Origin of the sequence: Natronomonas sp. CBA1123 (assembly GCF_009741925.1) — an archaeon.
Lineage (GTDB): Archaea > Halobacteriota > Halobacteria > Halobacteriales > Haloarculaceae > Natronomonas.
Genome location: NZ_WPCC01000025.1, coordinates 1 through 24787, shown reverse-complemented (window position 1 = coordinate 24787; position 24787 = coordinate 1). Strand labels below are relative to the sequence as shown.

Genomic DNA, 24787 nt, shown 5'->3' with positions numbered 1-24787 from the left:
AATCCCGCGTATCCCGACCTAACTGGCATGGCTGCCTCTATTCGGGTTCTCCTCGTCGACGACGACCCCTCCCTCGCCGACCTGATGGCAAATCAACTCGGCGAACTTCGCGAGGAGTTCTCCATCCGGGTCGAGACGGACCCCAACGAGGCACTCGAGGCAGTCGATGACGGCGGAATCGACTGTGTCGTCAGCGACTACCACATGCCGGAGATGACCGGTCTCGAACTCCTCCGATACGTCCGGCAGATGGAACCCGACATCCCGTTCATCCTGTTTACCGCCCGGGGGAGCGAGGAAATCGCCAGTGAGGCCGTCTCCGAGGGCGTCACCGACTACTTCCGGAAGCGTCGCGGTGGCGAGCAGTGGCGCGTCCTCGCCAACCGCATCGAGAACGCGGCGGCGCGGTACCGCGCCGAGGCCGAAGCCAGCCGCCGGGAAGCGGCGCTTCGAAACCTCGCTCGAACGGTTATCGACAGTGTCTCGACGCCCGTCGAGGGGTTGCTGTCGCTGGGGAACGAGACGCTCGAAATCGAATACGGTGCGTTTCTGCAAGGCTCCGACGGCAACACCGAGGTCGTCGTCGAAAGCGTCGAGGGGACGCTTCCGTTCCCGACGGACGGCGAGATACCGTTCGCGGACGACATCGGGGACCCGACGCTCGACGGCAGCGGGGCCGTCGCCGTCACTGCCGAGGCGTCGGCTGAACCCTCCGATGAGGGATTCAACAGCTACATCGGCGCGCCCGTCTACGTCGGCGACGAGCGCTACGGGACGCTGTGTTTCTGTAGCCGTAGCGGTCGCGGCGAGTTCAGCGGCTGGGAACGGGCGTTCGTCGAGTTGCTCGCCGACTGGCTCGGCCACGAACTCACGAGCGAGTGGGCCCGCGACCGCGAGGAGGCGGTTCGCTCGGCTCGAAGCCGTCTCGAAGCGGCTCACGCGGCCCTCGAGAGCGGCGACGAGGACGGGCTCCGTGCGGAACTGGAAGCTATCGAGGAACTGCTGGAGCGGGACCCACCGTCGGCGGTCCCGGTGTCCGTAGAACTCTCCTAGTCGGTGAAGAAATCGACGAACGCTTCAGGGTGTTCGGCGTGTGGTAGGAGGTCTGCGTCGTCGAAGACCACGAGCCGTGCTTCGGCCGTCTCCGCGAGCGTCCGACCGGTCGACAACGGCGGTAACTCTGCATCCCGACCCCAGACGATAGTCGTCGGCACGTCGAGTTTCGCGAGCGTCGCCCCGAGGTCGACATCGAGGTCCAGAAGGCCGCTCACGAAGGAGGCGGGTGCGAACCGCGCGCCGGGTTGATGCGCCGTCGCCCAGTCGTAATCGACCCACTCCTCGGTAATCGACGACTCCCGTGCGAACCCGTGGTCGACGAGGAAGTACCGAATCGAGGGCTTCGAGACGAGGAGGTTGTACAACCCCTCACCGACGACGGGCGAGCGGAGCAGCGACCGGAGCCACGTTCGCCGGCCTGGTATCGTCGAGGCCGTCGGGCAGACGAACACGAACGACTCGACCCCGAGGTCGCTTTCGGTGGCGGCGACGGCCGTGTACGCTGCCGACAGCGACGAGGCCAGTACCGTCGGGTCGTCGGCACAGTCCCCGAGGAAATCCCTGACGAACGCGACGTACAACGCTCCGGAGTACAGAAGCGGCGGCCGGTCGGAGTGGCCGAACCCCGGTAAGTCCGGGGCGATGACGTGGTACTCCTCGGCCAGGGCGTCGACCACGTACCGGAACTCGTGGCTCGACCCGGCGGCGTTGATGCCGTGAAACAACACGAGGTCGGGCGATTCGGCGTCGCCGGCCTCGGTGTAGGCGATGTCGAACCCCCGCCACCGGTACGTCGACAGCGGTCGACCGAGCGGCGGATCGAGGTCCGAACGCTCCCCGCGGAGCAGTCGGTTGCCGACGGCGGCGACGCCGACACCCACGGCGGTACCGCCCAGCAGTCGCTTCAGGTTCATACGACGATTCAGGGCCGACCGTCGCTTAGAACTACCGCCCTCGGCCACCTTCGCGGCTACCGGTCCCGTTGCCGTTCGACACACTCCGCCAGCGGCGCGAGGACCTCGTCGGCGACCGTGTAGGGGTCCGTCTCCCGAGCCAACACCGCGTCGATGTACTCGTCCAGACCGCCTCTCGCCTCCAGTTCGGTTTCGATGAGGTCGGCGGTGTCCTCCCGAAGCAGCGTCCGAATTTCGGCGCCGTATCGCTGGCGCGCTTGTTCCTCCAACTCGCCCGTCTCCTCGAGCCACACGGCGTGTTTTTCGAGCGTTTCGAGGAACTCTTCGACGCCTTCGCCGGTTTTCGCCACCGTCTCGACGATTTGGGGCTCCCAGCCCGTGTCATCGTCTTCGGTGTCGTCGCTGGACTCGATGGCGTCGGCACCGTGGTGTCCGGCCATCGGACCGGCGTCTTGCATGTGAATCATCTCCCGGAGTTCCTTCACCGTGCGGTCGGCGCCGTCCATGTCGGCCTTGTTGACGACGAAGATGTCCGCGATTTCGAGGATGCCCGCCTTCAGCATCTGTACGTCGTCGCCGGAACCCGGTGGCACCAACACGGCGACCGTGTCGGCGGTTTTGACGATTTCGATTTCGTTCTGGCCGGCTCCGACCGTCTCGACGATGATTCTGTCCTTACCGAAGGCGTCGAGCGCTTTCACGGCGTCAGTCGTCGCCGTCGAGAGCCCGCCCAGGGACCCTCGAGCCGACATCGACCGGAAGAACACGTCCATGTCGCCGACGTTCGAGGCCATCCGGATGCGGTCGCCCAACACGGCGCCGCCGGTAAACGGCGAGGACGGGTCGATTGCGATGACGCCGACCGTCTCGCCGCGCTCACGGTACGTGGCCGCCATCTTGTCGACGAGCGTCGACTTCCCGGCGCCCGGAGAGCCCGTGATACCGACGACTTCTGCGCTCCCGGTGTGTTCGTGGAGCTGGGAGACGAGTTCCCGATACCCCGGACTGCGGTTCTCGATTTTCGTGATGACGCGGGCGAGCGCGCGGTGTTTTCCCGCCAACAAGTCGTCGATGAGCGTCTCTTCCGCCGTCATCTATCGTTCCGGGGCGTTCTCGCGGACGAAGTCGATGGTGTCCTGCATCGACGAACCGGGACCGAAGATTTCGGCGACCCCCAGTTCGTACAGTTCCTCTCGGTCGTCGTCGGGGACGATGCCGCCGACCAACACGAGGGTGTCCTCGAAGGCGTCGTACTCTTTCAGCCCGTCGATGATTTTCGGGACGAGCGTGTCGTGGGCACCCGACAGAATCGAGATGCCGAGGACGTCGACGTCCTCCTGAACCGCCGCCTGGACGATTTCGTCCGGCGATTTGTGCAGTCCGGAGTAAATCACTTCGAAGCCGGCGTCGCGAAACGCCCGAGCGATGACGTGAGCGCCGCGGTCGTGGCCGTCGAGGCCGACCTTCGCCACCAGACACCTAATCGTTCGCTGTTCTCCCTCTGTGCTCATACCACACGATTCTGCGGGCAGGTGTTTGACTCTAACGGAGCGCACGACGACTCTCGGCGGAGTTCCACTAGTCCAACTGGAGTTGTCAACGACCGCCGAACGTGGGTCACATCCTCAGGGGGACCGCCGCTTCGATGGGTTTATGAATTCGGTCCGGATAGAAACTGGTGCGTTCGAGGGCTCGTAGATCAGTGGTAGATCATCCCCCTGGCACGGGGAAGGCCCCGGGTTCAAATCCCGGCGAGTCCATGATTTTGCGCCGCGAGCAACTTCGCGAGCGGCGCAAATCGTCGCCGAAGCCCGGATTTGAACCCCTGAAAGTCGCAGTGCCGAGCGAAGCGAGGCGACCGTCTTTCTCTGGTCCAAATCCCGGCGAGTCCACTTCCTTCGGTCGCTTCGCTCCCTCAGTCAGCGGACTCGCCGACCTCCCGCTCGCTTCGCTCGCGGGAGTCCCGGCGAGCCTTATGGTTGTAGCGCTCCTCGATTACTCAGACGCTCGTCGAGGACTCCGTTCGAGCCGTCAACGACTCGGGGACGAGACGGTAGAACTTGAAGTCGACATCTGCTGGTGGTTGTCCGAAAATGTCGACGAGCGGAATCCGGACGCGTTCGAGACCTTCGAGGGTCTCCGTCGCAATCGAGGCGTCGGTCGTCTCTTCGAGTCGCCCCTCGGCGACGACGCTCTGCCAGGTGTCGTCGACAGTGCCGTAGGTCACGAACGAGACTGGCCGGTCCAGGAGGTCGCTCTTCTCGCGGGCCTCGCCGGCGGCGAGTCGGAAGTAGAACGTCTCTTCGGCGGCGTCGTACCCGTAGGAGACCGGAAGCGAGTGCGGGGATTCGCCGCTGTCGGTCGGAAAGGAGATAACGCCCGTTCCGCCGTTGCCGAGGAATTCGTCTCGCTCGTCGTCGGCCATCGCCACGGAGTCCGGAGCTGTCATATGAATCGTTAGGGCACGGAGCATTAAAAAACGGGCCGGCGGTCTGGCGTCGCTCGTCGCAATCACGTGTGGCGTCGTTCGTCTCGTCGTCACGGTGTTGGAAATCCGTTCGGACGAAACGGGCCGAAGACAGCAGTTCGACCGGATTCGGCCTCCCGACGGAGTTTTGAGCGACTGTACAATTATTACCATCCTCTGCGTGTGTCCGCCGGGATTTCAGATGTCGGACGACGAGGGGGCGTACACTCGGCTGCAACGGGTCGGGATAGTTCTCGGTCCGCTGTCGTTCGTCCTCGTGCAGTTCGGCGTCTCGCCGGCGAGTCTGTCACCGGCGGCGAATGCCGTGCTGGCGTGTACGCTCTGGATTGCGGTGTGGTGGATGACCGAGGCGGTTCCGATTCCAGTGACGAGCCTCCTTCCGATACTCCTGTTTCCGGCACTCGGTGTCACCAGCGTGAGCGACGCTGCGGCCCCCTACGCGGACCCCGTCGTCTTTCTGTTTCTCGGTGGATTTCTGGTGGCTCTCGCCATCGAACGATGGGGACTCCATCGGCGCATCGCGCTCAACGTGTTGCTCCGTGCCGGCGAGGATGCGCGTCGGTTGATTTTCGGGTTCATGCTCGCAACGGCGTTTCTCTCGATGTGGGTCTCGAACACCGCAACGGCGATGATGATGGTTCCCATCGGGATGGCCGTCGTCGCCCAGCGGCAGGCGTTCCGAGCGCCGGATGACGCTACGCCGAGGTACTCGGTCTCGACGCTGGATGCACTTGAGGCGGGTGAAACCACGCTTAGGCAGTCGAATTTCGGCGTCGCGCTCATGCTCGGCATCGCCTACGGCGCCTCGATAGGCGGTGTCGCGACGCTCATCGGGACCCCACCAAACGCGATTCTCGCTGGAATCGCGAGTTCCTCTCTCGGCGTCGAAATCGGCTTCGTCGAGTGGATGCTGTTCGGCGTCCCGACGGCGCTCGTGTTCCTGCCCGTGACGTGGCTCGCTTTGATTACCGTCTTTCCCCCCCGACACCAGCGCGGTCTCCGCGGGTCGCTCCGTCGTCCGCGAGCAGATGGCTGACCTCGGACCGATGAGTACGGGCGAACGACGCGTCGTCGTGGTGTTTGGCGTCGTCGTCTTCGGGTGGCTGCTTCGGCCGTTCGTCATCGAACCGGTCGCGCCCGCAATCACCGACACCACGATTGCCCTCATAGGCGGCGTGTTGGTGTTTCTGGTGCCCGTCGACCTCCGCCGCGGCGAGTTCCTCCTCGATTGGGAGGCGACCACTCGAGTCCCGTGGGGTGTGTTGCTCCTGTTTGGGGCGGGGTTTTCGCTGGCGAGGACGTTCCAGTCCAGCGGACTCGACCGCTGGATAGCGGGTGGGTTGTCCGGCCTACAGGGCGTCGATTTAGTCTGGGTTCTGCTCGCCGTCGCCGCGCTCGTCGTTTTCCTCACCGAAGTCACCTCGAACAGCGCGACGGCGTCGCTTTTTATCCCGGTGATGGTCTCTCTCGGGGTGTCGCTGGCTGCACCGCCGCTCGTGCTCATGGTGACCGTCGCGGTCGCCGCCTCGATGGCGTTTATGCTTCCGGTTGCGACGCCTCCGAACGCAATCGTCTTCGGAAGTGGCTATCTGTCCATCCCTCAGATGGTCCGCGTCGGTATCTGGCTGAACCTCCTCGGCATCCTGTTCGTGACCGCGATGGCGTACCTCTGGCTCCCGTTCGTGTGGAGTATCTGATGTTTGTTGACTCGGCGTCACCGTCGCCGACCGGACAGAGCGGGCCCGTTACGAACCGGTGTCGGTCATCGAACGCTGGCGGCGAACAAGAGCCGAAATTCCCCGTCTGAGACGCTGTGAAACCGCGTTGTCGGAGACTCCGAGGTCGTCTGCGAGTTCGGTGAGCGTCACCGCCCGTGGTATCTCGAAGTAGCCCGCATCGAGGGCGGCGTACAGGGTCTCGCGCTGAACGTCGGTCAGCGGCCCCTCATCGTCTACTGTCCCGTTGGTGCTGTACACCTCACCGACCGAGAGATCGATTCCGTAGTCGAGACACCACGCGTGGAACTCGCTGAGTCGGTCGTGGTCGGGGAATCGGAGTTCGAGCGACCACGAAGTACCGTCGCTCACCGCCTCGACGAGGACCGCACCGGATTCGGCGAGTCCCTCAACGAACTCCTCGGCATCCGAGGTCCAGCCGACGCGGATGAGCGTATCGCACCCGAACGTATCGATGACTTCGAACGCCTCGACGTCGGGGTCCTCACGGAGGGCCCGACTCGTGGCCTCGGTGTTTGGCTCCGCCACCCACAGATACGGCACGAGGCTCTCATCGAAGGCAGCGATGCGGTCCAACCTGACGGGGGTGCCGGAATGTTCGGCGAGCAGTCGTTCCAGCACGAAATCAGACGCAGAAACGGAGACACTCACCCGGACGCTCATCGTTCACCCATCCCCTCCATCACCCTGTACGATGGAATTGCTCAATCAATAAAATTCTTATTGCCGATTCAGCGACCGGTTGCTCAGTCGGTGATGGTGACGCCACCGAAGGCGACGAACCCGGAGACGACGATGTCGACCTCCCGGTTCGGGTCGGCACTCCGCGGTCTGTCGTCCGTCGCGCCGCCCAGAATCGGGATGACGTCCAACCGGACGTTCCACTCCCGGGGGACGACGATGTCGACGCCGCCGAACAGCGCGACTGCGTTGATGCGGGCGGGTCGGTCACCGATTTCTGCATCCCGGAGGTCGAGTTCCGTCCCACCGAACACTGCCGTGAGGTCCGCCCCGGCGAACTGCTCGGAGGTACTGCGCCGCTCGGAGCCGCCGAACACCGCGAACGCCGAGACACTGTCGTCGTCGACCTCACGCACCCCCGTTCGGTACTGGCCGAGCAGTATCGAGAGGCCGAACGCGATGACCAGAACCGGCCAGTACACGACGAGTTCGTCCCACGTCGCGTATCCGAGGGCGAGGAGCTGCCACGCCGTCCCGACGCCGACGAGGACCACGGGACCGACGAGGTTCCGGAACCGGCTTCCAACTAGTGCCCACAGCCCGACGACCACGAGGAGCGACGGGGCGTACCGAAGCAGGTCACCGGTTTCGAAGACACCGGTCGTATCGAGCAGGACGAGGATGCCGACGAGGACGACGAGGAGGCCGAAGAGCAGTTGGCTCGTCGGGAGCCGCCGGGAGGGAGACGTTTCGGTTGCCATACGAAGAAAACGACGCGAAAGAATATAACACCGGTCGGTTAGTCTCGGAATCCAAGAACGACCGGTTGCTTCGGCCGCAGTTTTCGCGCTACTGGTCGTGTCGCTCGACGCTGTTCTCGACTCTCGCAGCCATCTCCTCGCGGGAAATCCGTCCCTCCAGGTACTGCTCTATCCACTCGGATTCCATCTGCCACGTCGCGACGAGCGTCCCATCGATGACGACACGGGCGTCGAGACGCTCGACCGCCCACCCGCTTTCGCCGTACACGCGGTCGAAGAACGCTCTCGCGGCGGCGTCGATGCTGTTTCTGACGCTTTCCTCCGTCGGTTCGGCGGGTTCGTACTCGAGATTGACGTGGGATTCGTCGTCGACGGCGAGTTCGCGGACGGTGATTCCGTTCTCCGTCAGGGCCTCCCTGAACGCTTCCCGTCTGATGTCGCTGCTCTCGCTGTCGGGCGTTGCCGTCGTATCATCGCTCCCGCTACAGCCCGCGAGGAGAGCGCTGCTCGCTAGGGACAGGCCGGCGAGATACTGGCGACGACGCATACTCGGCCACTCGCTCTCACGCTTTCGTAAGCGTTGTGCCTCTCATTGACGGGTCCCGTCAGCAGACGCCATGCTCTTGCCCGTCGCTCCCGGACCTGGGCGTATGTACTCGAAAGTGCGTTCGCTTCTCGGTCGGTCCTTGCCGGTCGTCGGCACGCTGTATCTCGTCTACCTCGCCCTCCAGCCGCCGCCGGCACGCTACATGGGAATCGCGTGTCTGGCCATCGTCACGCCGTTTCTCGTCGGGTGGGTGGCCGGCAACGTCTTCGACGTGGGCCCGTGGAGCTAGGGTTTGTGCGTGAAGATGAACGCCTGTCCGTCCTCGACGCCGACACAGAGGTCGAGCTGTTTCGAGAGGTTGAGGCTCGTGGGGTTCTGCTTGCAGACGACGAGGTCGTCGAAGGGCTCCTCGCAGGCTGGGCAGGCGACGGCGACCGTGTTCTGGTAGGACTTGATTGCGGGGTTCTCTTCTCGGGGCGTTAGCGACGCGAGGAGTTCGTCTGTATCGATGTCCATACGTGGACAAACGCCGGGTTCCTATTCAATCTCGCGGGAGCCACGGCTCCGGAAACACAATTGAACTGACAAAACGGGGGTGCCTCAGTCGTCGTCTTCCATGCCGCGGTCCCAGACGTTCGACACCGACTCACCGGTCGGCGGTGTGTGGTCGACTTCTTTGAGGGTAGCTTTCTCTGCCATCGTGGCACGTTGTAGCACATCCGACGTACTTAACGGTTGATTGGAACCTCGTTTAACACATTATATCATATTAATACCTCCGCTATTTTTGTAGAATTGACGTTCGAAACACATACGATTGGTTATGGGGAGATAACTGCTCTAAAATTGGCTGAATAACGCAGTACGTGTGCAACTGTCGATTTTCGGATTCTGGTGCTACAGCGTATTCGAAGCTCGATACGACGCTTCGAACACGCGCTCTGAAACGGCCACGTCGCTTATTGTCGTGTAATACGGGACGTGTGTATGGACAGTCCACCGTCCCGTGTGGGCGGGCGAGCGCAGTCGTCGCCCATCGGCATCATACTCATCCTCGGGATTACACTCACGGGTGCGGTCGGACTCGCGGTTTTCGGTGGTGCCGCACTCGATGACGCCCAACAGGACTCCCGGGTCGGACAGGCCGAACAGTCGATGACGCAGTTCGACTCACAGGCGGCTCAGGTCGCGTTGGGCGAATCCGACTCCCAGCGGGTACAGTTCGGGTCCAACAGCGGCCAGTACTCCGTCGACGAGGACGCCGGAAACGTTCGGCTGATTCACAAGAGTTGGGACGGGACCGCTGGAAACGATTACGAAATCTACAACGCCTCCCTCGGTTCTGTTGTCTACGAGTCCGGCGACAGCGAACTCGCCTATCAGGGCGGCGGCGTCTGGCGAACCGACGACGACGGCGACGCACGGCTCGTCTCCCCGCCGGAGTTCCACTACCGACGCGCGACGCTGACGTTCCCCATCGTCCGAGTTACCGGCGACGGCAGCGTCAGTGGCTCCGCGAATGCCCAAATTTCCCGCATCGAAACTGCAAATCGGATATTCGTCAACGAAAGCGGGACCTACCCCGACGGCAGCACGAGACTCCTGAACCCGGTCCAGAACGGGAACATGACCGTCGAAATAACGAGTCGGTACTGTGAAGGCTGGCGGAATTACTTCCAGGAGCGGACCGATGGCACGGTTTCGGACTGCGACAGCGATGGAACCGTTACCGCCCAACTCGTTACGCTCGGGACGCAGGGTCCTTTTGACATCACACGCGGCGAGGAGTTGAATATCCGTGGCATGGAGGATGGACACTCCCTGGACGAGTTCGATTTGGATTTCCGAAGCGAATCGGCTTCAGGTTTCAACAACTTCGGCTGGTCGATGGCTGGTGAGGTCGATGATAAGCGGTTTGAAATATACTTGGAAAAACGTGGCGGCGGGACGAATTGTGGTGACCCAGTCAGAGCTGTTGTTTACTACAGCGAAGATGGTGGGTCCACGTACCACACTTGGGTTCTTGGTGAAAATCACGGGGACAATCACTTCGAAATAACGTGTCCAGGCGGAGAGGCGCAGCTATCCGTTGATTTCCTCGATAGCAATCGGGATTTCGAATACACCGATTCCTCGACTCACGGAAGCGACGACTTACTGGAGTTCGATAACTACGAAAGCGAGGGGTCGTTTGCGGGCAGTGAGACGTTTGATGAACACGGTGACGACCCGAACGTGACGTACAGTAGTGGAGAAAATGAGTCCGTGAACATGACCATCCAGCACTACTTTGCCAATATTAACGATACGAACATGGTAATCGACGAACGGCAACAGGGGAACGCGGGCCTTGACGATTCCTCGGGTGGTACAATCCTGTATGCGGGTGGTGGCGAGGTCGTCACCTTCCTCCACGTCACCGACAATCGGATTCGGGTCGAACTCGACTGACGCCGTCAGGTCAGTTCCACGTCGACACGGACCCGCGAGACTGCCAAGGAGTCGACGGTGAACCCATAACAGACGACTCGGTCGGTCGTCGCGTCGACGCTGGTCGTATCACAGTCGATGGAGCTCCCAGTTGCGGCCTCGATTTCCCGCTCGAAGTACGACGCCCACACCGGCGCCCGCTCGGGATGGGTCCGCATCCGTATCGTCACGTTCGTCGCGGGGCTTTGGGTAGCCAACAACGCGGTGCTCTGTTTCTCGCCCCGAACGAGCGTCGTCGTCGACCCGCCGACCCCTTGACCGCTTCCGCGGGGCGAAATGTATCGAACGACGGTTCGGTTGTCGGCAAAGAGGAAATCCGGCTCGCGAATCATCACCGCGTTCCCGTCGTCGACTCGTATCACGGCGCCCAACTCGTAGACGATTTGGCTGCCAGTCCCTGAATCGTACCGTATCGCCACCGGATTGGCCCCCGCAGCACTGTCGATTCCCGACGCGTTAATCGTGGTCAGGCGGTTCGACGTCGTCGACAGCGAGGCCTCCGAGAGCTTGATTTCGGTCGCCCGGTTCGGCGCGTCACCGCTGGCGAGCTGTTCGAAGTTGTTCGCCATCACGTCGAAGGCCCGCTCGGCGTTGTTGACGCGCTCGGCGTCGCGCGTGGCGTCTAATCCGCTGAACCCGCCGGCGTAGACGATGGTAACCGTCCCGATGACGAGCGTGAACACGAGGACGAACCCGACGACCTCGCTGACCGCCCGCTCGTCACTACTCATTCGACACCTCCAGTTCATCGTCGGCCGAGTCGTAGCTGACGACTACCTCGCCACCCCCGACGCCGTTCGTCGCGAGGTCGGTCATCGAGGCGATGCCGATTGTAACCGTGACGTCCGGTCGGGGCGTCGACAGTTCGAGGTAGTACTCGGTTGGCCCGTTGCTGTCGTTCTTGACGGTTATCGTGTACGACGACCCGACGATTCTGTCCGGAAGGTCGCGTCGAATGGCAACGTCTTCGGCGCCGTTCGTCCGCGCGAGTCGGTCGGCGGCCGAGATGTCCGCCGACAGCTGTTGTCCGATTACCTGCAGCTGGTTTTCGGTCGTCTGTCGTCGCTGGTCGTCGACGTAGCCGGTCGCGGCGACCAACAGCCCGACGATGAGAATCGTCGTGATACCGAGCGTCAACACGTAGCTGAACACCGGCGACACCGCACGGTCTCCCCCGGTCATTTTACCACGCTCCATTCGGCCTCGATTTCGTCGCTCCCGTGGACGACGCCGTCGCTTCTGAACTCGGCGTCGACCGTCACCGCGTGGATGATGCTACGCGCGCGCGGATTCACAGCAGTTCCCGGCCCGTAGTAGGGCGTCCGGTCGGCGCGCGTGTCGACGACGAGTTCGTAGGTTCCTCGCGCACGGTCAGTCTCTCCCAGCAGTCCGATTGCGCTCGTCCGAGCGTTCCGGTAGTGGATGTGGTGGTCCGTACCGACGACGCTCGTGTTGTAGAAGTCGAGTTCGGGACAGTCGGTGGCGTCGGTGCCGAACCGCGGCTCACGGAAATCGACGGTCGCACTCGACCCGGTCGCACCCGCAACACAGGAGTTCGAGACGAGGGCGCTCAAGTCCGATAGGGCACCGATATCTTCGCCGGGGTCGACGACGTAGAGATACACTTCACCGGCAGTGCCGTCCCGGAACAGGTACACCTTCCACGTTCCACTGGTCGTCTCGACTGAGACGTGAAACGCGTTGTCGCTGACGGCAGCGAGGGGGTCGGAAAGCGTATCGAAGTCGGTGATGTTGAGTAGACTCGCCCGGTCGATATCGAGGACGAACGGGCCGGCCTCGGTCGTGTCTTCGACGAGCGTCCAGTTCGCATCGCCGGCGAGGCTCCCACCTGCCGTGAGGTTCCGGGAGGCGTTCGTCTGCCGAATCTGTGTCCCCTCCGTCGTCGAGTTCAGTTCGGTCGACACGAGCCGACCCGTCCGGAGTTTCTCGGCGCGCTGTGAGTCGGCCCACAGCGTCAAGCCATCGACGAAAGCGTCGCGCACCACACCGTAGTCGTCGGTCGTCGCGTTTCGGTTCGCCGTGTCGATAAGCGATTGAACGTCTCCCTCGGTGACGTGACGCTGTTCGAGCGCCTCCCGCGGTTCGTTACTGGACTCCCGCGTCGAGAGGTTCTCGGTGTAGATGGCTCCGTTGACCACGAGCGCGAGTCCGATGAGGATGACGGCGATGAGGAGTCCGGTGACCAAGATGAGTTGGCCTCGCTGCCCTACATCCGCCATACGACCACCTCGACGCGGACGACGTTGTACACCGACCCGCTGTTTCCGGTGTCCTCGGGGATGTACTCCCCGTAGGTTGCGGCGTTCTTGACGGTAGTTGACTCGTGGCCGGGCGCGGTCAGGTTGTCGTCGTCGAACAGCACTACCGTCCGACTCGCGCTGACCGCGTTGTCGCTCGGTTCCCCACGGTACACCATCGGGACCGGTCCGTTGTCGCCGCCCGGATACAGGACGACGTTCACGGCGAGGCCGCGGCCACCGAACGACCGGTCGGTGATGTTGCCGAACTCGTTGGGGGGTTCGCCGTTGGTGTAGTAGATTCGCCGCTCGGCCTCGTCGAACTCGGCGGCGGTGTCGTTCCAGTACAGGACGGCGTCCTTCAGCACGCCCGCTTCCTCCGCGGCAGTGAGCACGCCCGCCGCAGAGGCACGCTGTTGGTTCTCGATGTGTTGGTTCGAGGTACTCGCCGACAGCGGCGTCACCGCCGTCACCTGCAGGGCGAACACGAGACTCGTCACTATCAACACGGCGGCGATGACCGACTCCAAGGTGTAGGCTTGCCCACGCATGTTACCACACGCTCACCCGGAGCGTTACGTCACACGACTGTACGTCGGCGCCGAACGAACAGCCCGGGACAGTCATCACGCGGCGGGCGACGGTAATCGAGTCCGTGTCGGGTGGTTCCTCGCCGATTTGATACTCGGTCTCGCAGGAGGTGGTGGCGTTGTCTTCGTGGATGATATTGTCGCTAGAGTCGACACACACCACCCGATAACGGTCGCTGCCGGTCTTGTTGGGGTCGACGTGCAGCAACTCGATTCGGAGGTCGAGTCGGTTGCTGAGCCCCACCCGTTCGTTGTGGCCCGTCCCGTTGTACCCACAGCCGGCCGGAATGTCGGTGTAATCCTGTTGGGTCTCGTCGAAGAACACCGTCGCACAGGTCTGGTTGACGACGAACGGTTCGTCCGGATCTCCCAACGCCCCCTCCGAGAGGTGACTCGCGACCCGGTCGGAGGCGACGCTTTGGTCCTGGTCGCCGTCGACGAACGGCGCGGTGAGCGAGGGAATGAACGTGAACACGAACGACACCGCGAGCAGGAAGATTCCCATCGCGATGGCGAAATCGAGCGTCGTCTGTGCGCGGGTTCGTGAGTCCATTTTATTACACCATCATGAACACGATGAGCGCGAGCGTCGGCAACACGACGACGTACTTCAGTCCCGCCATGAGGCTCACGTCGCGGATGTAGCCGGCGATGAATCCCGAGATGATACCCTGGAGTGTGACCGCATGGAAGAACAACATCGTCAGCATCTCGATGTCGAGGCCGCCGCCGAACTGTCCGCCCCCGCCGCCCCCGCCGCTTTCGGCCTCGGCGGCCTGCTGGGTCAGGCCCGCCATCGTATCCAGGAACTCCACCTTCAGTAGGGCCATCACCCCGAGAAGCGTGACGTAGGTCATGATGATGATGACCATCTGCATTCGCGTCTGCGACTTGCGGTTGCGCTCGATGTCGTCTTGATTCTCGGAGGCCTGTGCCGCCGTCGAAAGCACCTGCGTAATCTGGCTGGATGCCTCTTGGGCCTTCGAGATGAGTTTCACGGTCCGGGCCAGCCGCGGGATGTGGTACTTGTTGTTGAACTCCCGGAGGGCCGTCTTGAGACTCGTCCCGTAGTTCACCTTCGCGTGCATCGTTCGGAACTCCTCGGCGAGCCGCCCCGAGGAGGTGTCGGCGACGACTTTCAGCGACTCCAACAGTGTCATCCCGGTGTCGTTGGCGCTCGACAGTTTCCGGAGGTTGTCGGAGAGCTTGTTCGTAATCGAGTTCCGGGAACGGACGTTCCACTCGTGGAATATCGTCAGTGGAACGAAATTGACGTACAGCGGGAGGTATATCAGGAAGAACGTCCCCCTGACCGGCGCACTCACGACCCCGTCGAACGTCGTCGGCGCAAAGCCGGCCATGACGGTAAACGCCAACAGCACGAGCGACGCCGGGAACGTAATCGCGAGCACCGCAAGCGGGTAATCCCGGAAGAACAGGTGAGGCTGTTTCAGTAGGTTCAGCGTGACGTAGGTCCCCTCCTTGGATTTGATTCGGTCGAAGATGCCGTAGCGGCCGGCGTAGCTCTCGGCGATACCGAGGTCGAACATCTTCTCGGATTCGTCGACGATTTCGCCGTCCTCGACCGAGAGGTAGCCGTCGCCGACCTCGTCTTGGACGACCGTCGAGACGAGAACGAGAAAGCCCACGCCGATGAGCGGAATCAGCCCGTAGACGGTGCCGTACAGCAGCATGTCCTGGGCTTCTCCGAGCATCGACATGATGACGAGGATGATGATGAGAAGCAGGGGAAACAGCGACAGCGTCATGTACATCTCGCCGAAGAGTTCCAGCGTCTCAAGGACCATCTGCTGTTCCTGCTTGGAGGTCCGCATGTGCTTTTCCTTCTGGTCTTCGAGGAATTTCTCCATGTCACCGCCCGAGTTGATGATAGAGAGCATGTCCGTCAGGAACTGGCTCAACTCGTCGGACGGCGTCTGTAGTGCCTGGTTCCTGACGGCCGTCCGGTAGTCGGTGTCGAAGTACTCCGTTTCGAGGACGATGGACTGGAACTCCTTTGCCACCTCGCCGTAGGTGTCGTCGGCTTTCGCCATCGCCTGGAGGATTTCGAGTTGGTTGAGGCCGCCGACCGACAGCGCGTACATGAACGACACCGAGTCGGACAGCAGGACGTTGATTTCGCGTTTCCGGGCGTCGGAGTCGAGGTACGGTTTGGCGACCATCCCGCCGAAGGCCGACCCGAACCCGATGGAGCCGAAGAACAGCCCCGAGACGACGATGATGAACGGTAGTTTCAGAGAGTTGACGATGGAGAGGTACGGCTCGGGCATCGGCAACGCGAGGAACGTCGGCGGCTCGGTGATGACGAACGTGACGAGCCCGTAGCCGAGCAGCGTCCCGACGACCCACAGCATGAACCCGGTGATGACGCCCAACGCGAGCGACTTCGAGAGGTATATTTCGACGGTCTCCGGGATACGTGCCTCTGCCAGTTTCGTCTCGAGGTTCGCGACGAAGTCGCTGTCGTCGTCGAACAGCCGCTGGTAGAGCGGATAAAACAGGTCAGCGAGGACGTCGGTCCCGCCCGAGGAGGCCCCGCCCGCCGACTGGAGGCTCATCGGTCGGCTCCGTCCTCCTCCCCGCCGTCCGGCGCCGCCTCACCGTCGCCGGTCGACTCCTCGGTTCCCCCGGCCGCATCGAAGGAGAACCCGCCGGTGCTGAAGTCCTCGCCGTCGTCATCGTCGTCCGGCGGTTCGATGTCGTCGGCCTCCTCGATTTCGAGGACACCGGCGATGCCCTCCTCGACTTCCTTGCCGCGGTAGCTATCCAGGAGGTCCGTCGCCTCGTCGAGAATCTCCTGGCAGTGTTCGTGCATCTCTTCGCCGGCGGAGGGACGCGGCACCATCGCCTCCTTGTCGGGGTCGATGTCGATTTCGACCGACTCCATCTCCCGGAGGTCTTCCAGGGAGCGTTCGAGGTCGTCGTTGGCGATGATGGTGAGGATGCTCTCGGGGTCGTTGATGAACGCCTGCAGCGTCGCCGCGACCTGCGTGTAGGTGTTCAGGCCATTGTCGATGAGGTACGCGAGGACGATTTTACGCATGAAAATCTCCTCGTCGACTTCTTCACGGGTCCACCCGCGGTCGAACATGATTTCGTCCAACGTGTTCGACTCGCCCATCTGGAGGAACTCGTCGCTTTCGGCCTGCCACTGGTAGACGTCTTGGACGTTGATTTCGTCGTTTTCGGGGTCGTAGTGGTTGATTTCGGTCAGCGACTTGTTCCGGCGGACCTTGTTGCCCTGCACTCGGGTGGAGGTCTGAATCGAGACGAGGTCCAAGGCGGTGAACATCGTCTTCGAGACGTTGATGGGGTCGGTGGTGAAGCGCTTGATGACCTCGCCGACGGAGTCAGCGTGGAACGTCGTCAGCGTGGTGTGACCGGTCGACATGACCTGGAACAGCGTCCGACCCTCCTCGCCACGAATCTCGCCCATGACGATGTACTCGGGCCGCTGCCGGAGTGCGGCCTCCAGCAGGTCGAACTCGTCGACGTCGCCTTTGTCGCCGTCGGAGAAGGAGGGTCGGGTGACGCTCGCAATCCAGTTGCGCTGGGGGAGTTCGACCTCCCGGGTGTCCTCGATGGAGACGATTTTCGCCTTCGAGGGGATGAAAAGCGAGACGGCGTTCAGCGAGGTGGTCTTCCCGGATGCCGTACCGCCGGCGAAGATGAGCGACTTGTGGTTCTCGATACAGAGCCACAGGAAGGCCATCTCCTCCAGCGAGAAGGTGTTCCAGTTGATGAGGTCGACGGGCGTAAAGGGAACGTCCTTGAACTGCCGGATGGTGTAGTTCGTCCCGTGGTCGGATACCTCCCGGCCGAGGGTCAACTGCGAGCGCGAGCCGTCCGGCAGCGTCGCGTCGACCTGCGGGCTTCGTTTGGAGATACCCTTCCCGGAGCGTTGGGCCATCTTGACGACGAAGTCGTCGAGTTCCTCCTCGCCGTGGTAGATGTTCGAGATAATCTGCTCGTAGTCGGAGTGATACACGAAGACGGGGGAGTTGTAGCCGTCACACGAGATGTCCTCGATGTTGATGTCGTGTTTGATGCCGTCGATGCGCTCGAAGCCGATGAAGTCCCGCTTCAGGAGGTACAGTATCTTCTCGATTTGGTATTGGGTGAGCGTCTTCGAGTCCTCCTCGATGATGGCGGGTTCGGGTCGGGCCTCGACGCCCTGCAGTTCCGCGGCCTCGGTTTCGCGTTCGGTCTCCTCGTCGTCCTCGAGTCCGAGCATTCCTTTGACGCTGTCGACGAGTGACTCGTCGTCGGGGACCGCACCGTCGTCGTAGAGGTCGTATCGGTCCAGTAAGGCGTGGGTCTCCCGTTCGATGACGCTGGCGCGGGCGTCTTCGTCGCCCTCGACGACGACGTCGTCGCTGGAGTACTTGATTGCGGTTTTCAGTTTCCCGGAGAGGAACTCCCGGAGGTCGGACTCGATGGGGGTGAGATGCGGCTCGATGACGTAGTACTTCTTTTCGTTTTCCTTCTCGGAGTGGAAGATGATGACGAAGGCGTACGGTTTGTTCACCCAGTAGCGGTCGACCTCTCGGAAGTGGTGTTTCTTCTCCTGTGGGACGGCCTTCTCGAGGTCGTAGCGGTTGACGACGGTGGTGTTGCCGTCGGCGTCGGCGAAGAAAGCGTCCTCGTCGAGTTCAGGGTTGACGCGGACGGTCCGCTCGTTTGCGATGTCGGTGAGTTGGGTGGAACCGAGGCCGGCAGCGCCGACGATTTCGCTCGTGTCCTCGGGGTCGAAGCCGAGGTACTCCGCGGGGTCGAACTCCTCGTCGGCGGGGGCATTGCCCTGTTCGTCGTAAAAATACTCCTCCTTGAAATCCTCCCAGTCGTACTCACCGACGACTGCGGGGTCGGATTCTTCGGGTTCGGGTTCGGACGCCGAATCGGCCTCCGCCTCCAACTCCGCCGACTCCGCGTCGGTGGCGTCGACGGCCGGTCCCCCGGTACCGGCCTCTCCGCCGTCAGCGTCATCGATAGCCATTACCACACCCCTTTGCTGCCCCTCTGAAAAAGGTTTCCGGCCCCCTCAATGCCTGATTCGCGTGCGTGGGCGTGAACCGCCGCGACGGCCGGTCCTGAAGGTACGGTCGCCTTACTCGGCGGCTTCGGACGGTAGGAAGTCCCTACGAGACGAACCGCTCGAGTCGGTCCATCGCTTCTTTCAGTTCGTCGAGACCGGTCGCATACGACGCCCGGAGGTGGCCGTCGGCGCCCTCGCCGAAGGCGTTCCCCGGAACCATCGCGACCTGTTCGGCCTCCAGGAGGTCCTCGGCGAACTGTTCGGCGTCGTCGCCCGGACACTCGGGGAAGACGTAGAAGGCGCCGGTGGCCTCGAAGCAGTCGATGCCCATCTCCTCGAACCGCGAGAGGACGAAGTTCCGACGGCGGTTGTACTGGGCGCACATCTCCTCGACGTCTTCCCGGCAGTTCCGCAACGCCTCGATGGCGGCGTACTGGGCGGTCGTCGGCGCCGACAGCATCGTGTACTGGTGGATGCGATTCATCGCGGCGATGACCTCGCTCGGCCCCATCGCATAGCCGAGTCGGAGTCCGGTCATCGCGTAGGCCTTCGAGAAGCCGTTGAACACGACGGTTCGCTCGCGCATGCCGTCGAACTCCGCGATGGAGACGTGGTCGCCCTCGTAGGTGAGGTCGGCGTAGATTTCATCGGAGAGGACGGCCACGTCGTTTGCCCGACAGAACTGCGCGATTTCGGCCAACTCCTCGCGGTTCATCGTCGCGCCGGTCGGGTTGTTCGGGAAGCAGTAGACGAGCAAATCGGCCTCGTCGGCGCCGGCTTCGTACAGCACCTCGGGGGTGAGTTTGAACTCGTCTTCGACGCGGGTCGGCACGTCGATTACCTCCCCGCCGGCGAAGGTGACGCCCGGTTTGTAGGAGACGTAACAGGGTTGGGCGACGGCGACGCTGTCGCCGGGGTTGACGAGCGCCCGGAACGCGATGTCCAGCGCCTCGCTGGCCCCCGCGGTGACGAGGATTTCGTCGTCGGGGTCGTACTCGAGGTTCCAGCGGCGGGCGTCGCGGGCGATTTCCTCCCGCAACTCGCGCATTCCGCGGTTTGCGGTGTAGGAGGTCTGGCCGCGTTCCAGCGAGGTGATGGCGGCTTCGCGGGCGCCCCACGGCGCCGAGAAGTCGGGTTCGCCCACGCCGAGGGAGATGACGTCGTCCATCTCCTCGGCGAGTTCGAAGAACCGGCGAATGCCGGAGGGCGGGACCTCAGCGACGCGGTCGGAGGGGCCCAGCGTCATGGCGTGACCGACAGGCGGTCGTCGTCCCCGCCGTCGTCGAAGCGGTGGCCGCTCTGTTTGTAGGTCTCCATGATGTAGTGGGTGACCGTCTGGGTGATTTCGGGCAGCGGCGCGACCTTGTCGCTGATGAATCGCGACACTTCGCGCATGTTGTCGCCCTCGACTTCCAGCGCGAAGTCGTAATCCCCCGAGACGAGTCGGAGTCCCTGTACCTCGGGAAAGCCGGCGAGCCGTTCGGCCACGTCCCGATAGCTCGTTTCGCGGTCCAGCGTGACGTTCAACTCGACGTGGGCCTGCACCCGCTGGTCGTCGATTTCGTCCCAGTCGACGATGGCGGTGTAGCCCTGGATGACCCCCTCGGCCTCCAGCTCGTCGATGGTCGCCTCGACCTCGGCCTCGGTACGGCCCGTCAGCCGTGCGAGGTCCCCCGTGGAGTAGCGGGCGTTCTCACACAGCAACTCGAGGAGTTCGTCGGGTTGGTCCATACGGAATACGACGCTACTGCGAACTAAAACGTTGCGAGGCATCGCTACGCCGCCCCACGCCGACGACGCCCGTAATATCACGAACGATAATGTGGTCTGGCATATAAGGTCATGCCTTGGTATATTATCTCTCGATACTATTATTATCCCTAAGACCATCCGGACGAGTATGAGTCAGCACGCGGTTCGGACGGCGATGGCGCTGTATCAGAACGGCACACTGGACCTGGACACGGCGGCCCGACAGGCCGGCGTCTCCCCGGAGCGTCTCTGCCGTGCTGTCGAGCGGTTCGGCGGTGTCAGCACCACCCCGTGTGCCGACACCGACCCCGAACCGGTCGCCGTTCGCGCCGACTGACGGAAACCCCAACCGGCTTCATACCCCGCCCGCCAACGGTCGGGCGTGTCGCGTAGCCACGCACCGCTCGTCGTCGGTCTCGTCTCCGGCTCTCACGTCGTCAACCACGCCTATCTGCTGCTTTTCCCGCCCGCGTTCGCGCTCTTGGGTGCCGACCTCGATGCGTCGCTGGCAGAACTCGGAGTTGCCGTCGGCGTCGTCAGTCTTGTCGTCACCGCCGGCCAACTGCCGCTCGGCTACGTCTCCGACAGCTACAGTCACGCCGCAGTCCTCCTCGGTTCCCTTTCGGTCGGTACCCTCGGCTGTGCGATGGCCGCCGCAGCGCCGACCTACGAGTGGCTGCTCGTCGCCGCCGCGGTGATGGGTGTCGGCATCGCCGGCCACCACCCTGCACACTACCCGCTCCTCTCGGCGGCCGCCCCCGACGCCTACCGCTCGCGTGCCTACAGTGCCCACGGGTTCACCGGTGCCATCGGCCTCGCCGTCCCCTTCGCCGTCGTTCCGGCCAGCGTCGCCCTCGGGTACGGTTGGCGGAGCGCCTTCGCCGCTATCGCCGTCTTCGGCGCCGTCTACACGGGGGTAGCCGCCGTCGCCGTTCGACGCGTTCCGGCCTCGATTACCCGCGCCGGGGCCCTCGCTAAGGACGACTCGGCCTCCGAATCGCTCGCCGGCCCGCCGTCGCTTTCCGGTCGACTCCGTTCGGCCGGCGGTCGCCTGCTCGCCTACGGCCGAACCATCGCTGACTCTCCGATTATTCTGCTGTTGACGACGCTGTGGTTCGTCAACAGCGTCGCCGCGTGGGGGATTCGAACCTACGCCGCGACGCTTCTGGATTCGGGCTACGGGCTCCAGTCGGAACCCGCGAACCTGGTCGCCAGCGTCATGCTCGTCGTCGGCGCGGTCGTCCTCCTCGGCGGCGGGTACGTCGCCGACCGAACCGGACCACTGCCGTTCCTGTACGCCGGCTACGGTTCGCTCGTCGTCCTCGCTGCGGTGTTGTCTTCGGTGGCCGTCCCGGTCGTCGCGGCGGTCGGCCTCGTGTTGCTGCTTGCGGCGACCATCGACCTCTCGCGGCCCGCCCGCTCGACGCTCACCGACCTCGCCTCCGAGCGCGGCGACGTGGGCAAGAACTTCGCACTCATGACGGTCGGCATCTCCGGCGGCGGCGCGGTCGCCCCGCCTATCTTCGGCTACTTCATCCAAACCTCCGGGGTCGGCGTCGCCTTCCTCGGCGTCGCCGCCACGGCCGCTGTCGCGTTGGGGCTGTCGGTTCTGCTCGCCACACTCGTCGAGTGACGCCACCCAAACCGACAGCACCTTCCACGTCTCGCTTCGAGTGAGGATATGCAGTATCTGTGGTATGCACTCCTCGCGCTCGTCGCATACACTCTCGTCGCGCCGCTGACGAAACTCGCCACGCAGGAACTTCCCTCTGATACGGTCGCCTTCGTCACCAACGGTATCCTCGTCCTCGTCGCCCTCGGCGTCATCCTCGCTACCGACAAGCCGCTGGTCTCGGCGCTCACCCACGAACACGCGCCGTACATGTACGCCGCCGGCGGTTGCCTGGCGGTCGGCATCCTCGCCTACTACCGGGCGCTGGCGGCCGGCCCCGTCAGCGTCGTCGTCCCTATCTTCGGCCTCTTTCTCGTCGCCAGCTCGGTGCTCGGCGTCGTCTTCCTCGAGGAGACGCTGACGCTGCGGAAGGGCGTCGGCATCCTGCTCGCGGTCGTCGCCGTCTTTTTGACGACCTTCGAGGGGTAGGGATGCGTTTAGGGACGTGGCCCTCGAAATACAGGTATGGTCGCACTGGAATCCGAATCGGACGTACTGGACCACGGGGATTTGGCCCCGGAGTTCGAACTGGAGGGAACCGACGGCGAGACGTACACCCTCGGTGACTTCGACGACCACGACGCTCTGTTGGTCGTGTTCACCTGCAATCACTGTCCCTACGCGAAGGCGAAATACGGCGCGATGAACGACATCGCCGCCGACTACGAGGACGTTGCCGTCGTCGGCATCAACCCCAACGACGCCGAGGAGTACCCCGAAGACTCCTTCGAGAAGATGGTCGAATACGTCGAGCGCGGCGACATCGACATCACCGCCTACCTCCGGGACGACACACAGGAAGTCGCCGAAGCCTACGGCGCGGTGTGTACGCCCGACCCCTTCCTGTTCCGCAACGACAACGACGACTTCCGACTCGTCTATCACGGTCGGTTCGACGACGCGACGAACCCCGACGAGGAACCCTCCGGCAGACCCGGCTACGAGATTCGCGGCGCAATCGAGAGCGTTCTCGCCGGCGAGACGCCCGACGCGGAGGACCATCCCTCGCGAGGCTGTTCCATCAAGTGGCGTGACTGACGTGACGGACCGACCGACCGTCGACGCCGACCGACTGTGGGCCGACCTCGAGGCGAACGGCGCCTTCGGTGCGGTCGTCGAAGAGCCACCACAGCAGTGGGGCCGAACCGTTCGGTGTGGCACCGACGCCAACCGAGAGGCGCGTGAGTTCCTCCTCGAACGGATGACGGCGGCCGGACTGGACGTCCGAATCGACGCGGTCGGCAACGTCGCCGGCCGGTGGACCCCCGAAAGTGCCGACCCCGAGGCCGCCCCCATCGCCGCCGGAAGTCACCTCGATTCGGTCCCGGAGGGCGGCATCTTCGACGGCCCGCTCGGCGTCTACGCGGCGCTGGAAGCCGTCCGAGCGATGCAGGATGCAGGCCTCGACCCCGACCGGCCAATCGAAGTCGTTTCGTTCACCGAAGAGGAGGGTGGCCGGTTCGCCGACGGGTTGCTCGGGTCGTCGGTCGCCGTCGGCGCCCGACGCGTCGACGAGGCGCTCGAACTCGAAGACGAGTCGGGGACGACCCTCGCTGCGGCGCTCGAAAATATCGGCTTCGTCGGCGAGGGGCGCCTCGACGCCGCCGAGTGGGACGCGTGGCTCGAACTCCACGTCGAACAGCACACCGAACTCGAATCGGCCGGCGTCCCCGCGGGCGTCGTCACGGATATCACCGGTATCACCCACTGTGAGGTCACTGTCGAGGGGGACGCCGACCACGCTGGGTCGACGCCGATGGGCGAACGGACTGACGCACTCGCGGCCGCAAGCGAGTTCGTCCTCGAAGTCGAGCGGGCGGCCGAAGCGCGGGCCGAAACGGACCCCGCCGCCGTCGGAACCGTCGGCAGTCTCGACGTATCTCCGAACGCGACGAACGTGGTTCCCGGCCGAACCGAGGCAGGTCTCGACGTTCGCAGCACCGACTACGAGTCGATGGAACACATCGTCGGTGTCGCCCGCGAGGAACTGGAACGCCTCGAGGCCGACCGCGGCGTCGACACCGCCCTCGAACGGCCGTTCGACCTCGAACCGACGCCGATGGCCGAGCGGTGTCGGACGGCGCTGCACGAGGCGGGCGAAGCCGCCGGCATCGAGACGCTGTCGCTTCACTCGGGGGCCGCCCACGATTCGATGTACGTCGCGAACGTCACCGACGCCGGAATGCTGTTCGCGCCGTCCCGAGACGGCGTCTCACACAATCCCCGTGAGTGGACGAGCAAGGCCGACTGTGCCGACGCGACGCGCGTTCTGGCCGGGGCGCTCGCCGAGTTGGCGGGCGTCTAATCAGAGCGTCTCGAACACCGTCTCGACGGCCCGTCGCTGGTGTTCGATGGAGAGACTCGGCGGGACGCTCCCGCCACGGTGGGCGTTGTTTTCGCGGGCTTTCTCGGCCGCCATCGGCGGGGTGTACGGCAGGTGGAGGAACCCCGCCAGCGCGTCGCTGTCGCGGGCTTCGAGCGCCCCGAGCGTCGTGTAGGTGAGGTGATTGCAGAGATGTGTTCCCGCGGTGTTCGAGAGGCGCGCGGGGATGTCCTCGCCCAGCAGGGCCTCGACGCAGTCGGCGACCGGCAGCGTCGCAAACCGGGCGTCGGGACCGTCGGGGTCGATGCGCTCGTTTTCGGGGTCGGCGTCGTCGTTGTCCGGAACCGTCACCGCGTCGTCGACGTTGACGGCGACGCGCTCAAGCGAGACACCGTTGCGCCCGCCGGCGAGGCCGCTCATCACGACCGCGTCGGGGGTTGTGTTCGTCCAGCAATGCGGCCAT

Annotated in this window: 28 protein-coding genes and 1 tRNA gene; 11 read left to right on the top strand and 18 right to left on the bottom strand. The window is 63.7% G+C overall.

What is annotated here, in order from left to right; genetic code table 11:
- Positions 1-27 precede the first annotated feature (27 nt).
- Positions 28-1053: a response regulator gene (locus GJ631_RS11825; protein WP_156709354.1), complete on the top strand. Its 1026-nt coding sequence runs from the start codon at positions 28-30 to the stop codon at positions 1051-1053.
- On the opposite strand, the gene GJ631_RS11820 is transcribed toward GJ631_RS11825, so the two are convergent.
- Genes GJ631_RS11820 through GJ631_RS11810 form a run of 3 tightly spaced genes read right to left on the bottom strand, consistent with a single transcriptional unit; the run spans position 1050 to position 3481 of the window.
- Positions 1050-1970: an alpha/beta fold hydrolase gene (locus tag GJ631_RS11820; protein ID WP_156709353.1), complete on the bottom strand. Its 921-nt coding sequence runs from the start codon at positions 1968-1970 to the stop codon at positions 1050-1052. The two genes, GJ631_RS11825 and GJ631_RS11820, sit on opposite strands and share 4 nt — an antisense overlap.
- A gap of 56 nt (positions 1971-2026) precedes the next feature.
- On the bottom strand, positions 2027-3064 hold the full coding sequence (gene meaB, locus GJ631_RS11815) for a methylmalonyl Co-A mutase-associated GTPase MeaB (RefSeq protein ID WP_156709352.1): 1038 nt from the start codon (positions 3062-3064) through the stop codon (positions 2027-2029).
- A complete protein-coding gene (locus tag GJ631_RS11810; RefSeq protein WP_156709351.1) occupies positions 3065-3481 on the bottom strand; it encodes a cobalamin B12-binding domain-containing protein in 417 nt (138 codons plus the stop codon). It abuts the gene before it with no gap.
- Between the two features lie 177 nt (positions 3482-3658).
- Between GJ631_RS11810 and GJ631_RS11805 the strand changes: the two genes are divergently transcribed.
- A tRNA-Ala gene (locus GJ631_RS11805) sits at positions 3659-3730 on the top strand.
- A 239-nt stretch (positions 3731-3969) separates the two neighbouring features.
- Here GJ631_RS11805 and GJ631_RS11800 read toward each other — a convergent pair.
- The gene (locus tag GJ631_RS11800; RefSeq protein ID WP_156709350.1) at positions 3970-4419 is read right to left on the bottom strand and encodes a pyridoxamine 5'-phosphate oxidase family protein; all 450 of its coding nucleotides are present in this window, start codon (positions 4417-4419) and stop codon (positions 3970-3972) included.
- Between the two features lie 220 nt (positions 4420-4639).
- Between GJ631_RS11800 and GJ631_RS18615 the strand changes: the two genes are divergently transcribed.
- On the top strand, positions 4640-5494 hold the full coding sequence (locus GJ631_RS18615; protein ID WP_197425012.1) for an SLC13 family permease: 855 nt from the start codon (positions 4640-4642) through the stop codon (positions 5492-5494).
- Positions 5487-6155: an SLC13 family permease gene (locus tag GJ631_RS18610; protein WP_231753968.1), complete on the top strand. Its 669-nt coding sequence runs from the start codon at positions 5487-5489 to the stop codon at positions 6153-6155. The genes GJ631_RS18615 and GJ631_RS18610 overlap by 8 nt, the downstream gene beginning before the upstream one ends.
- Before the next feature lie 48 nt (positions 6156-6203).
- Here the strand turns inward: GJ631_RS18610 and GJ631_RS11790 are convergent, their stop codons facing one another.
- From GJ631_RS11790 to GJ631_RS11780, 3 genes are all read right to left on the bottom strand, one after another.
- Entirely contained in the window at positions 6204-6857 is a 654-nt protein-coding gene (locus GJ631_RS11790; protein WP_156709349.1) for a helix-turn-helix domain-containing protein, read from the bottom strand.
- A gap of 83 nt (positions 6858-6940) precedes the next feature.
- Positions 6941-7636, bottom strand: a complete 696-nt coding sequence (locus GJ631_RS11785) for a LiaF domain-containing protein (protein WP_156709348.1) — start codon at positions 7634-7636, stop codon at positions 6941-6943.
- Between the two features lie 88 nt (positions 7637-7724).
- The gene (locus GJ631_RS11780; protein WP_156709347.1) at positions 7725-8183 is read right to left on the bottom strand and encodes a hypothetical protein; all 459 of its coding nucleotides are present in this window, start codon (positions 8181-8183) and stop codon (positions 7725-7727) included.
- Between the two features lie 103 nt (positions 8184-8286).
- On the opposite strand from GJ631_RS11780, the gene GJ631_RS11775 reads away from it, so the two are divergent.
- Entirely contained in the window at positions 8287-8472 is a 186-nt protein-coding gene (locus GJ631_RS11775) for a hypothetical protein (RefSeq protein ID WP_156709346.1), read from the top strand.
- Here GJ631_RS11775 and GJ631_RS11770 read toward each other — a convergent pair.
- On the bottom strand, positions 8469-8699 hold the full coding sequence (locus GJ631_RS11770) for a hypothetical protein (protein WP_156709345.1): 231 nt from the start codon (positions 8697-8699) through the stop codon (positions 8469-8471). The two genes, GJ631_RS11775 and GJ631_RS11770, sit on opposite strands and share 4 nt — an antisense overlap.
- Before the next feature lie 471 nt (positions 8700-9170).
- Here GJ631_RS11770 and GJ631_RS11765 point away from each other — a divergent pair, with 471 nt between their 5' ends.
- Complete coding sequence (locus tag GJ631_RS11765; protein WP_156709344.1) at positions 9171-10634, top strand: hypothetical protein; 1464 nt, start codon at positions 9171-9173, stop codon at positions 10632-10634.
- Between the two features lie 5 nt (positions 10635-10639).
- Here the strand turns inward: GJ631_RS11765 and GJ631_RS11760 are convergent, their stop codons facing one another.
- The 9 genes from GJ631_RS11760 to GJ631_RS11720 form a co-directional block, all read right to left on the bottom strand.
- Positions 10640-11404 carry a hypothetical protein gene (locus tag GJ631_RS11760; protein ID WP_156709343.1) on the bottom strand — a complete coding sequence of 255 codons (765 nt, stop codon included), beginning with the start codon at positions 11402-11404 and terminating at the stop codon, positions 10640-10642.
- Entirely contained in the window at positions 11397-11855 is a 459-nt protein-coding gene (locus tag GJ631_RS11755; protein WP_156709342.1) for a hypothetical protein, read from the bottom strand. Before GJ631_RS11755 ends, GJ631_RS11760 begins: the two co-directional genes overlap by 8 nt.
- The gene (locus GJ631_RS11750) at positions 11852-12913 is read right to left on the bottom strand and encodes a hypothetical protein (protein WP_156709341.1); all 1062 of its coding nucleotides are present in this window, start codon (positions 12911-12913) and stop codon (positions 11852-11854) included. Before GJ631_RS11750 ends, GJ631_RS11755 begins: the two co-directional genes overlap by 4 nt.
- Positions 12901-13482, bottom strand: coding sequence for a hypothetical protein (locus tag GJ631_RS11745; RefSeq protein ID WP_156709340.1), 582 nt, complete (start codon positions 13480-13482; stop codon positions 12901-12903). The genes GJ631_RS11750 and GJ631_RS11745 overlap by 13 nt, the downstream gene beginning before the upstream one ends.
- Before the next feature lies 1 nt (position 13483).
- A complete protein-coding gene (locus GJ631_RS11740; protein WP_156709339.1) occupies positions 13484-14074 on the bottom strand; it encodes a hypothetical protein in 591 nt (196 codons plus the stop codon).
- 4 nt (positions 14075-14078) lie between these two features.
- Positions 14079-16100 (bottom strand): type II secretion system F family protein, encoded by a 2022-nt coding sequence (locus GJ631_RS11735; protein ID WP_156709338.1) that lies wholly within the window; start codon positions 16098-16100, stop codon positions 14079-14081.
- A complete protein-coding gene (locus tag GJ631_RS11730; protein WP_156709337.1) occupies positions 16097-18538 on the bottom strand; it encodes a type II/IV secretion system ATPase subunit in 2442 nt (813 codons plus the stop codon). The genes GJ631_RS11735 and GJ631_RS11730 overlap by 4 nt, the downstream gene beginning before the upstream one ends.
- Positions 18539-18680: 142 nt before the next feature.
- Positions 18681-19823, bottom strand: coding sequence for a pyridoxal phosphate-dependent aminotransferase (locus tag GJ631_RS11725; RefSeq protein ID WP_156709336.1), 1143 nt, complete (start codon positions 19821-19823; stop codon positions 18681-18683).
- Positions 19820-20308 (bottom strand): Lrp/AsnC family transcriptional regulator, encoded by a 489-nt coding sequence (locus GJ631_RS11720; RefSeq protein WP_156709335.1) that lies wholly within the window; start codon positions 20306-20308, stop codon positions 19820-19822. Before GJ631_RS11720 ends, GJ631_RS11725 begins: the two co-directional genes overlap by 4 nt.
- Positions 20309-20477: 169 nt before the next feature.
- Here GJ631_RS11720 and GJ631_RS11715 point away from each other — a divergent pair, with 169 nt between their 5' ends.
- Genes GJ631_RS11715 through GJ631_RS11695 form a run of 5 tightly spaced genes read left to right on the top strand, consistent with a single transcriptional unit; the run spans position 20478 to position 24306 of the window.
- On the top strand, positions 20478-20666 hold the full coding sequence (locus GJ631_RS11715) for a hypothetical protein (RefSeq protein ID WP_156709334.1): 189 nt from the start codon (positions 20478-20480) through the stop codon (positions 20664-20666).
- 45 nt (positions 20667-20711) lie between these two features.
- On the top strand, positions 20712-21962 hold the full coding sequence (locus GJ631_RS11710) for an MFS transporter (protein WP_156709333.1): 1251 nt from the start codon (positions 20712-20714) through the stop codon (positions 21960-21962).
- A 48-nt stretch (positions 21963-22010) separates the two neighbouring features.
- Positions 22011-22430, top strand: coding sequence for an EamA family transporter (locus GJ631_RS11705; protein ID WP_156709332.1), 420 nt, complete (start codon positions 22011-22013; stop codon positions 22428-22430).
- Positions 22431-22466: 36 nt separating this feature from the next.
- A complete protein-coding gene (locus tag GJ631_RS11700; protein WP_156709331.1) occupies positions 22467-23039 on the top strand; it encodes a thioredoxin family protein in 573 nt (190 codons plus the stop codon).
- Complete coding sequence (locus GJ631_RS11695) at positions 23032-24306, top strand: M20 family metallo-hydrolase (protein WP_370518650.1); 1275 nt, start codon at positions 23032-23034, stop codon at positions 24304-24306. Before GJ631_RS11700 ends, GJ631_RS11695 begins: the two co-directional genes overlap by 8 nt.
- On the opposite strand, the gene GJ631_RS11690 is transcribed toward GJ631_RS11695, so the two are convergent.
- Positions 24307-24787 (bottom strand): peptidase (locus GJ631_RS11690; protein WP_156709330.1); only part of this gene is annotated, 481 nt, incomplete at its 5' end.

Bases quoted from the DNA above. Each gene is read 5' to 3' on its own strand.
- GJ631_RS11785 (WP_156709348.1), bottom strand. From the start codon at position 7,636: ATGGCAACCGAAACGTCTCCCTCCCGGCGGCTCCCGACGAGCCAACTG.
- GJ631_RS11725 (WP_156709336.1), bottom strand. From the start codon at position 19,823: ATGACGCTGGGCCCCTCCGACCGCGTCGCTGAGGTCCCGCCCTCCGGC.
- GJ631_RS11705 (WP_156709332.1), top strand. From the start codon at position 22,011: ATGCAGTATCTGTGGTATGCACTCCTCGCGCTCGTCGCATACACTCTC.
- GJ631_RS11780 (WP_156709347.1), bottom strand. From the start codon at position 8,183: ATGCGTCGTCGCCAGTATCTCGCCGGCCTGTCCCTAGCGAGCAGCGCT.
- GJ631_RS18610 (WP_231753968.1), top strand. From the start codon at position 5,487: ATGGCTGACCTCGGACCGATGAGTACGGGCGAACGACGCGTCGTCGTG.
- GJ631_RS11820 (WP_156709353.1), bottom strand. From the start codon at position 1,970: ATGAACCTGAAGCGACTGCTGGGCGGTACCGCCGTGGGTGTCGGCGTC.
- GJ631_RS18615 (WP_197425012.1), top strand. From the start codon at position 4,640: ATGTCGGACGACGAGGGGGCGTACACTCGGCTGCAACGGGTCGGGATA.
- GJ631_RS11810 (WP_156709351.1), bottom strand. From the start codon at position 3,481: ATGAGCACAGAGGGAGAACAGCGAACGATTAGGTGTCTGGTGGCGAAG.
- GJ631_RS11715 (WP_156709334.1), top strand. From the start codon at position 20,478: ATGAGTCAGCACGCGGTTCGGACGGCGATGGCGCTGTATCAGAACGGC.
- GJ631_RS11760 (WP_156709343.1), bottom strand. From the start codon at position 11,404: ATGAGTAGTGACGAGCGGGCGGTCAGCGAGGTCGTCGGGTTCGTCCTC.
- GJ631_RS11720 (WP_156709335.1), bottom strand. From the start codon at position 20,308: ATGGACCAACCCGACGAACTCCTCGAGTTGCTGTGTGAGAACGCCCGC.
- GJ631_RS11755 (WP_156709342.1), bottom strand. From the start codon at position 11,855: ATGACCGGGGGAGACCGTGCGGTGTCGCCGGTGTTCAGCTACGTGTTG.
- GJ631_RS11735 (WP_156709338.1), bottom strand. From the start codon at position 16,100: ATGAGCCTCCAGTCGGCGGGCGGGGCCTCCTCGGGCGGGACCGACGTC.
- GJ631_RS11750 (WP_156709341.1), bottom strand. From the start codon at position 12,913: ATGGCGGATGTAGGGCAGCGAGGCCAACTCATCTTGGTCACCGGACTC.
- GJ631_RS11730 (WP_156709337.1), bottom strand. From the start codon at position 18,538: ATGGCTATCGATGACGCTGACGGCGGAGAGGCCGGTACCGGGGGACCG.
- GJ631_RS11825 (WP_156709354.1), top strand. From the start codon at position 28: ATGGCTGCCTCTATTCGGGTTCTCCTCGTCGACGACGACCCCTCCCTC.
- GJ631_RS11770 (WP_156709345.1), bottom strand. From the start codon at position 8,699: ATGGACATCGATACAGACGAACTCCTCGCGTCGCTAACGCCCCGAGAA.
- GJ631_RS11775 (WP_156709346.1), top strand. From the start codon at position 8,287: ATGTACTCGAAAGTGCGTTCGCTTCTCGGTCGGTCCTTGCCGGTCGTC.
- GJ631_RS11745 (WP_156709340.1), bottom strand. From the start codon at position 13,482: ATGCGTGGGCAAGCCTACACCTTGGAGTCGGTCATCGCCGCCGTGTTG.
- GJ631_RS11790 (WP_156709349.1), bottom strand. From the start codon at position 6,857: ATGAGCGTCCGGGTGAGTGTCTCCGTTTCTGCGTCTGATTTCGTGCTG.
- GJ631_RS11700 (WP_156709331.1), top strand. From the start codon at position 22,467: ATGGTCGCACTGGAATCCGAATCGGACGTACTGGACCACGGGGATTTG.
- GJ631_RS11800 (WP_156709350.1), bottom strand. From the start codon at position 4,419: ATGACAGCTCCGGACTCCGTGGCGATGGCCGACGACGAGCGAGACGAA.
- GJ631_RS11740 (WP_156709339.1), bottom strand. From the start codon at position 14,074: ATGGACTCACGAACCCGCGCACAGACGACGCTCGATTTCGCCATCGCG.
- GJ631_RS11765 (WP_156709344.1), top strand. From the start codon at position 9,171: ATGGACAGTCCACCGTCCCGTGTGGGCGGGCGAGCGCAGTCGTCGCCC.
- meaB (WP_156709352.1), bottom strand. From the start codon at position 3,064: ATGACGGCGGAAGAGACGCTCATCGACGACTTGTTGGCGGGAAAACAC.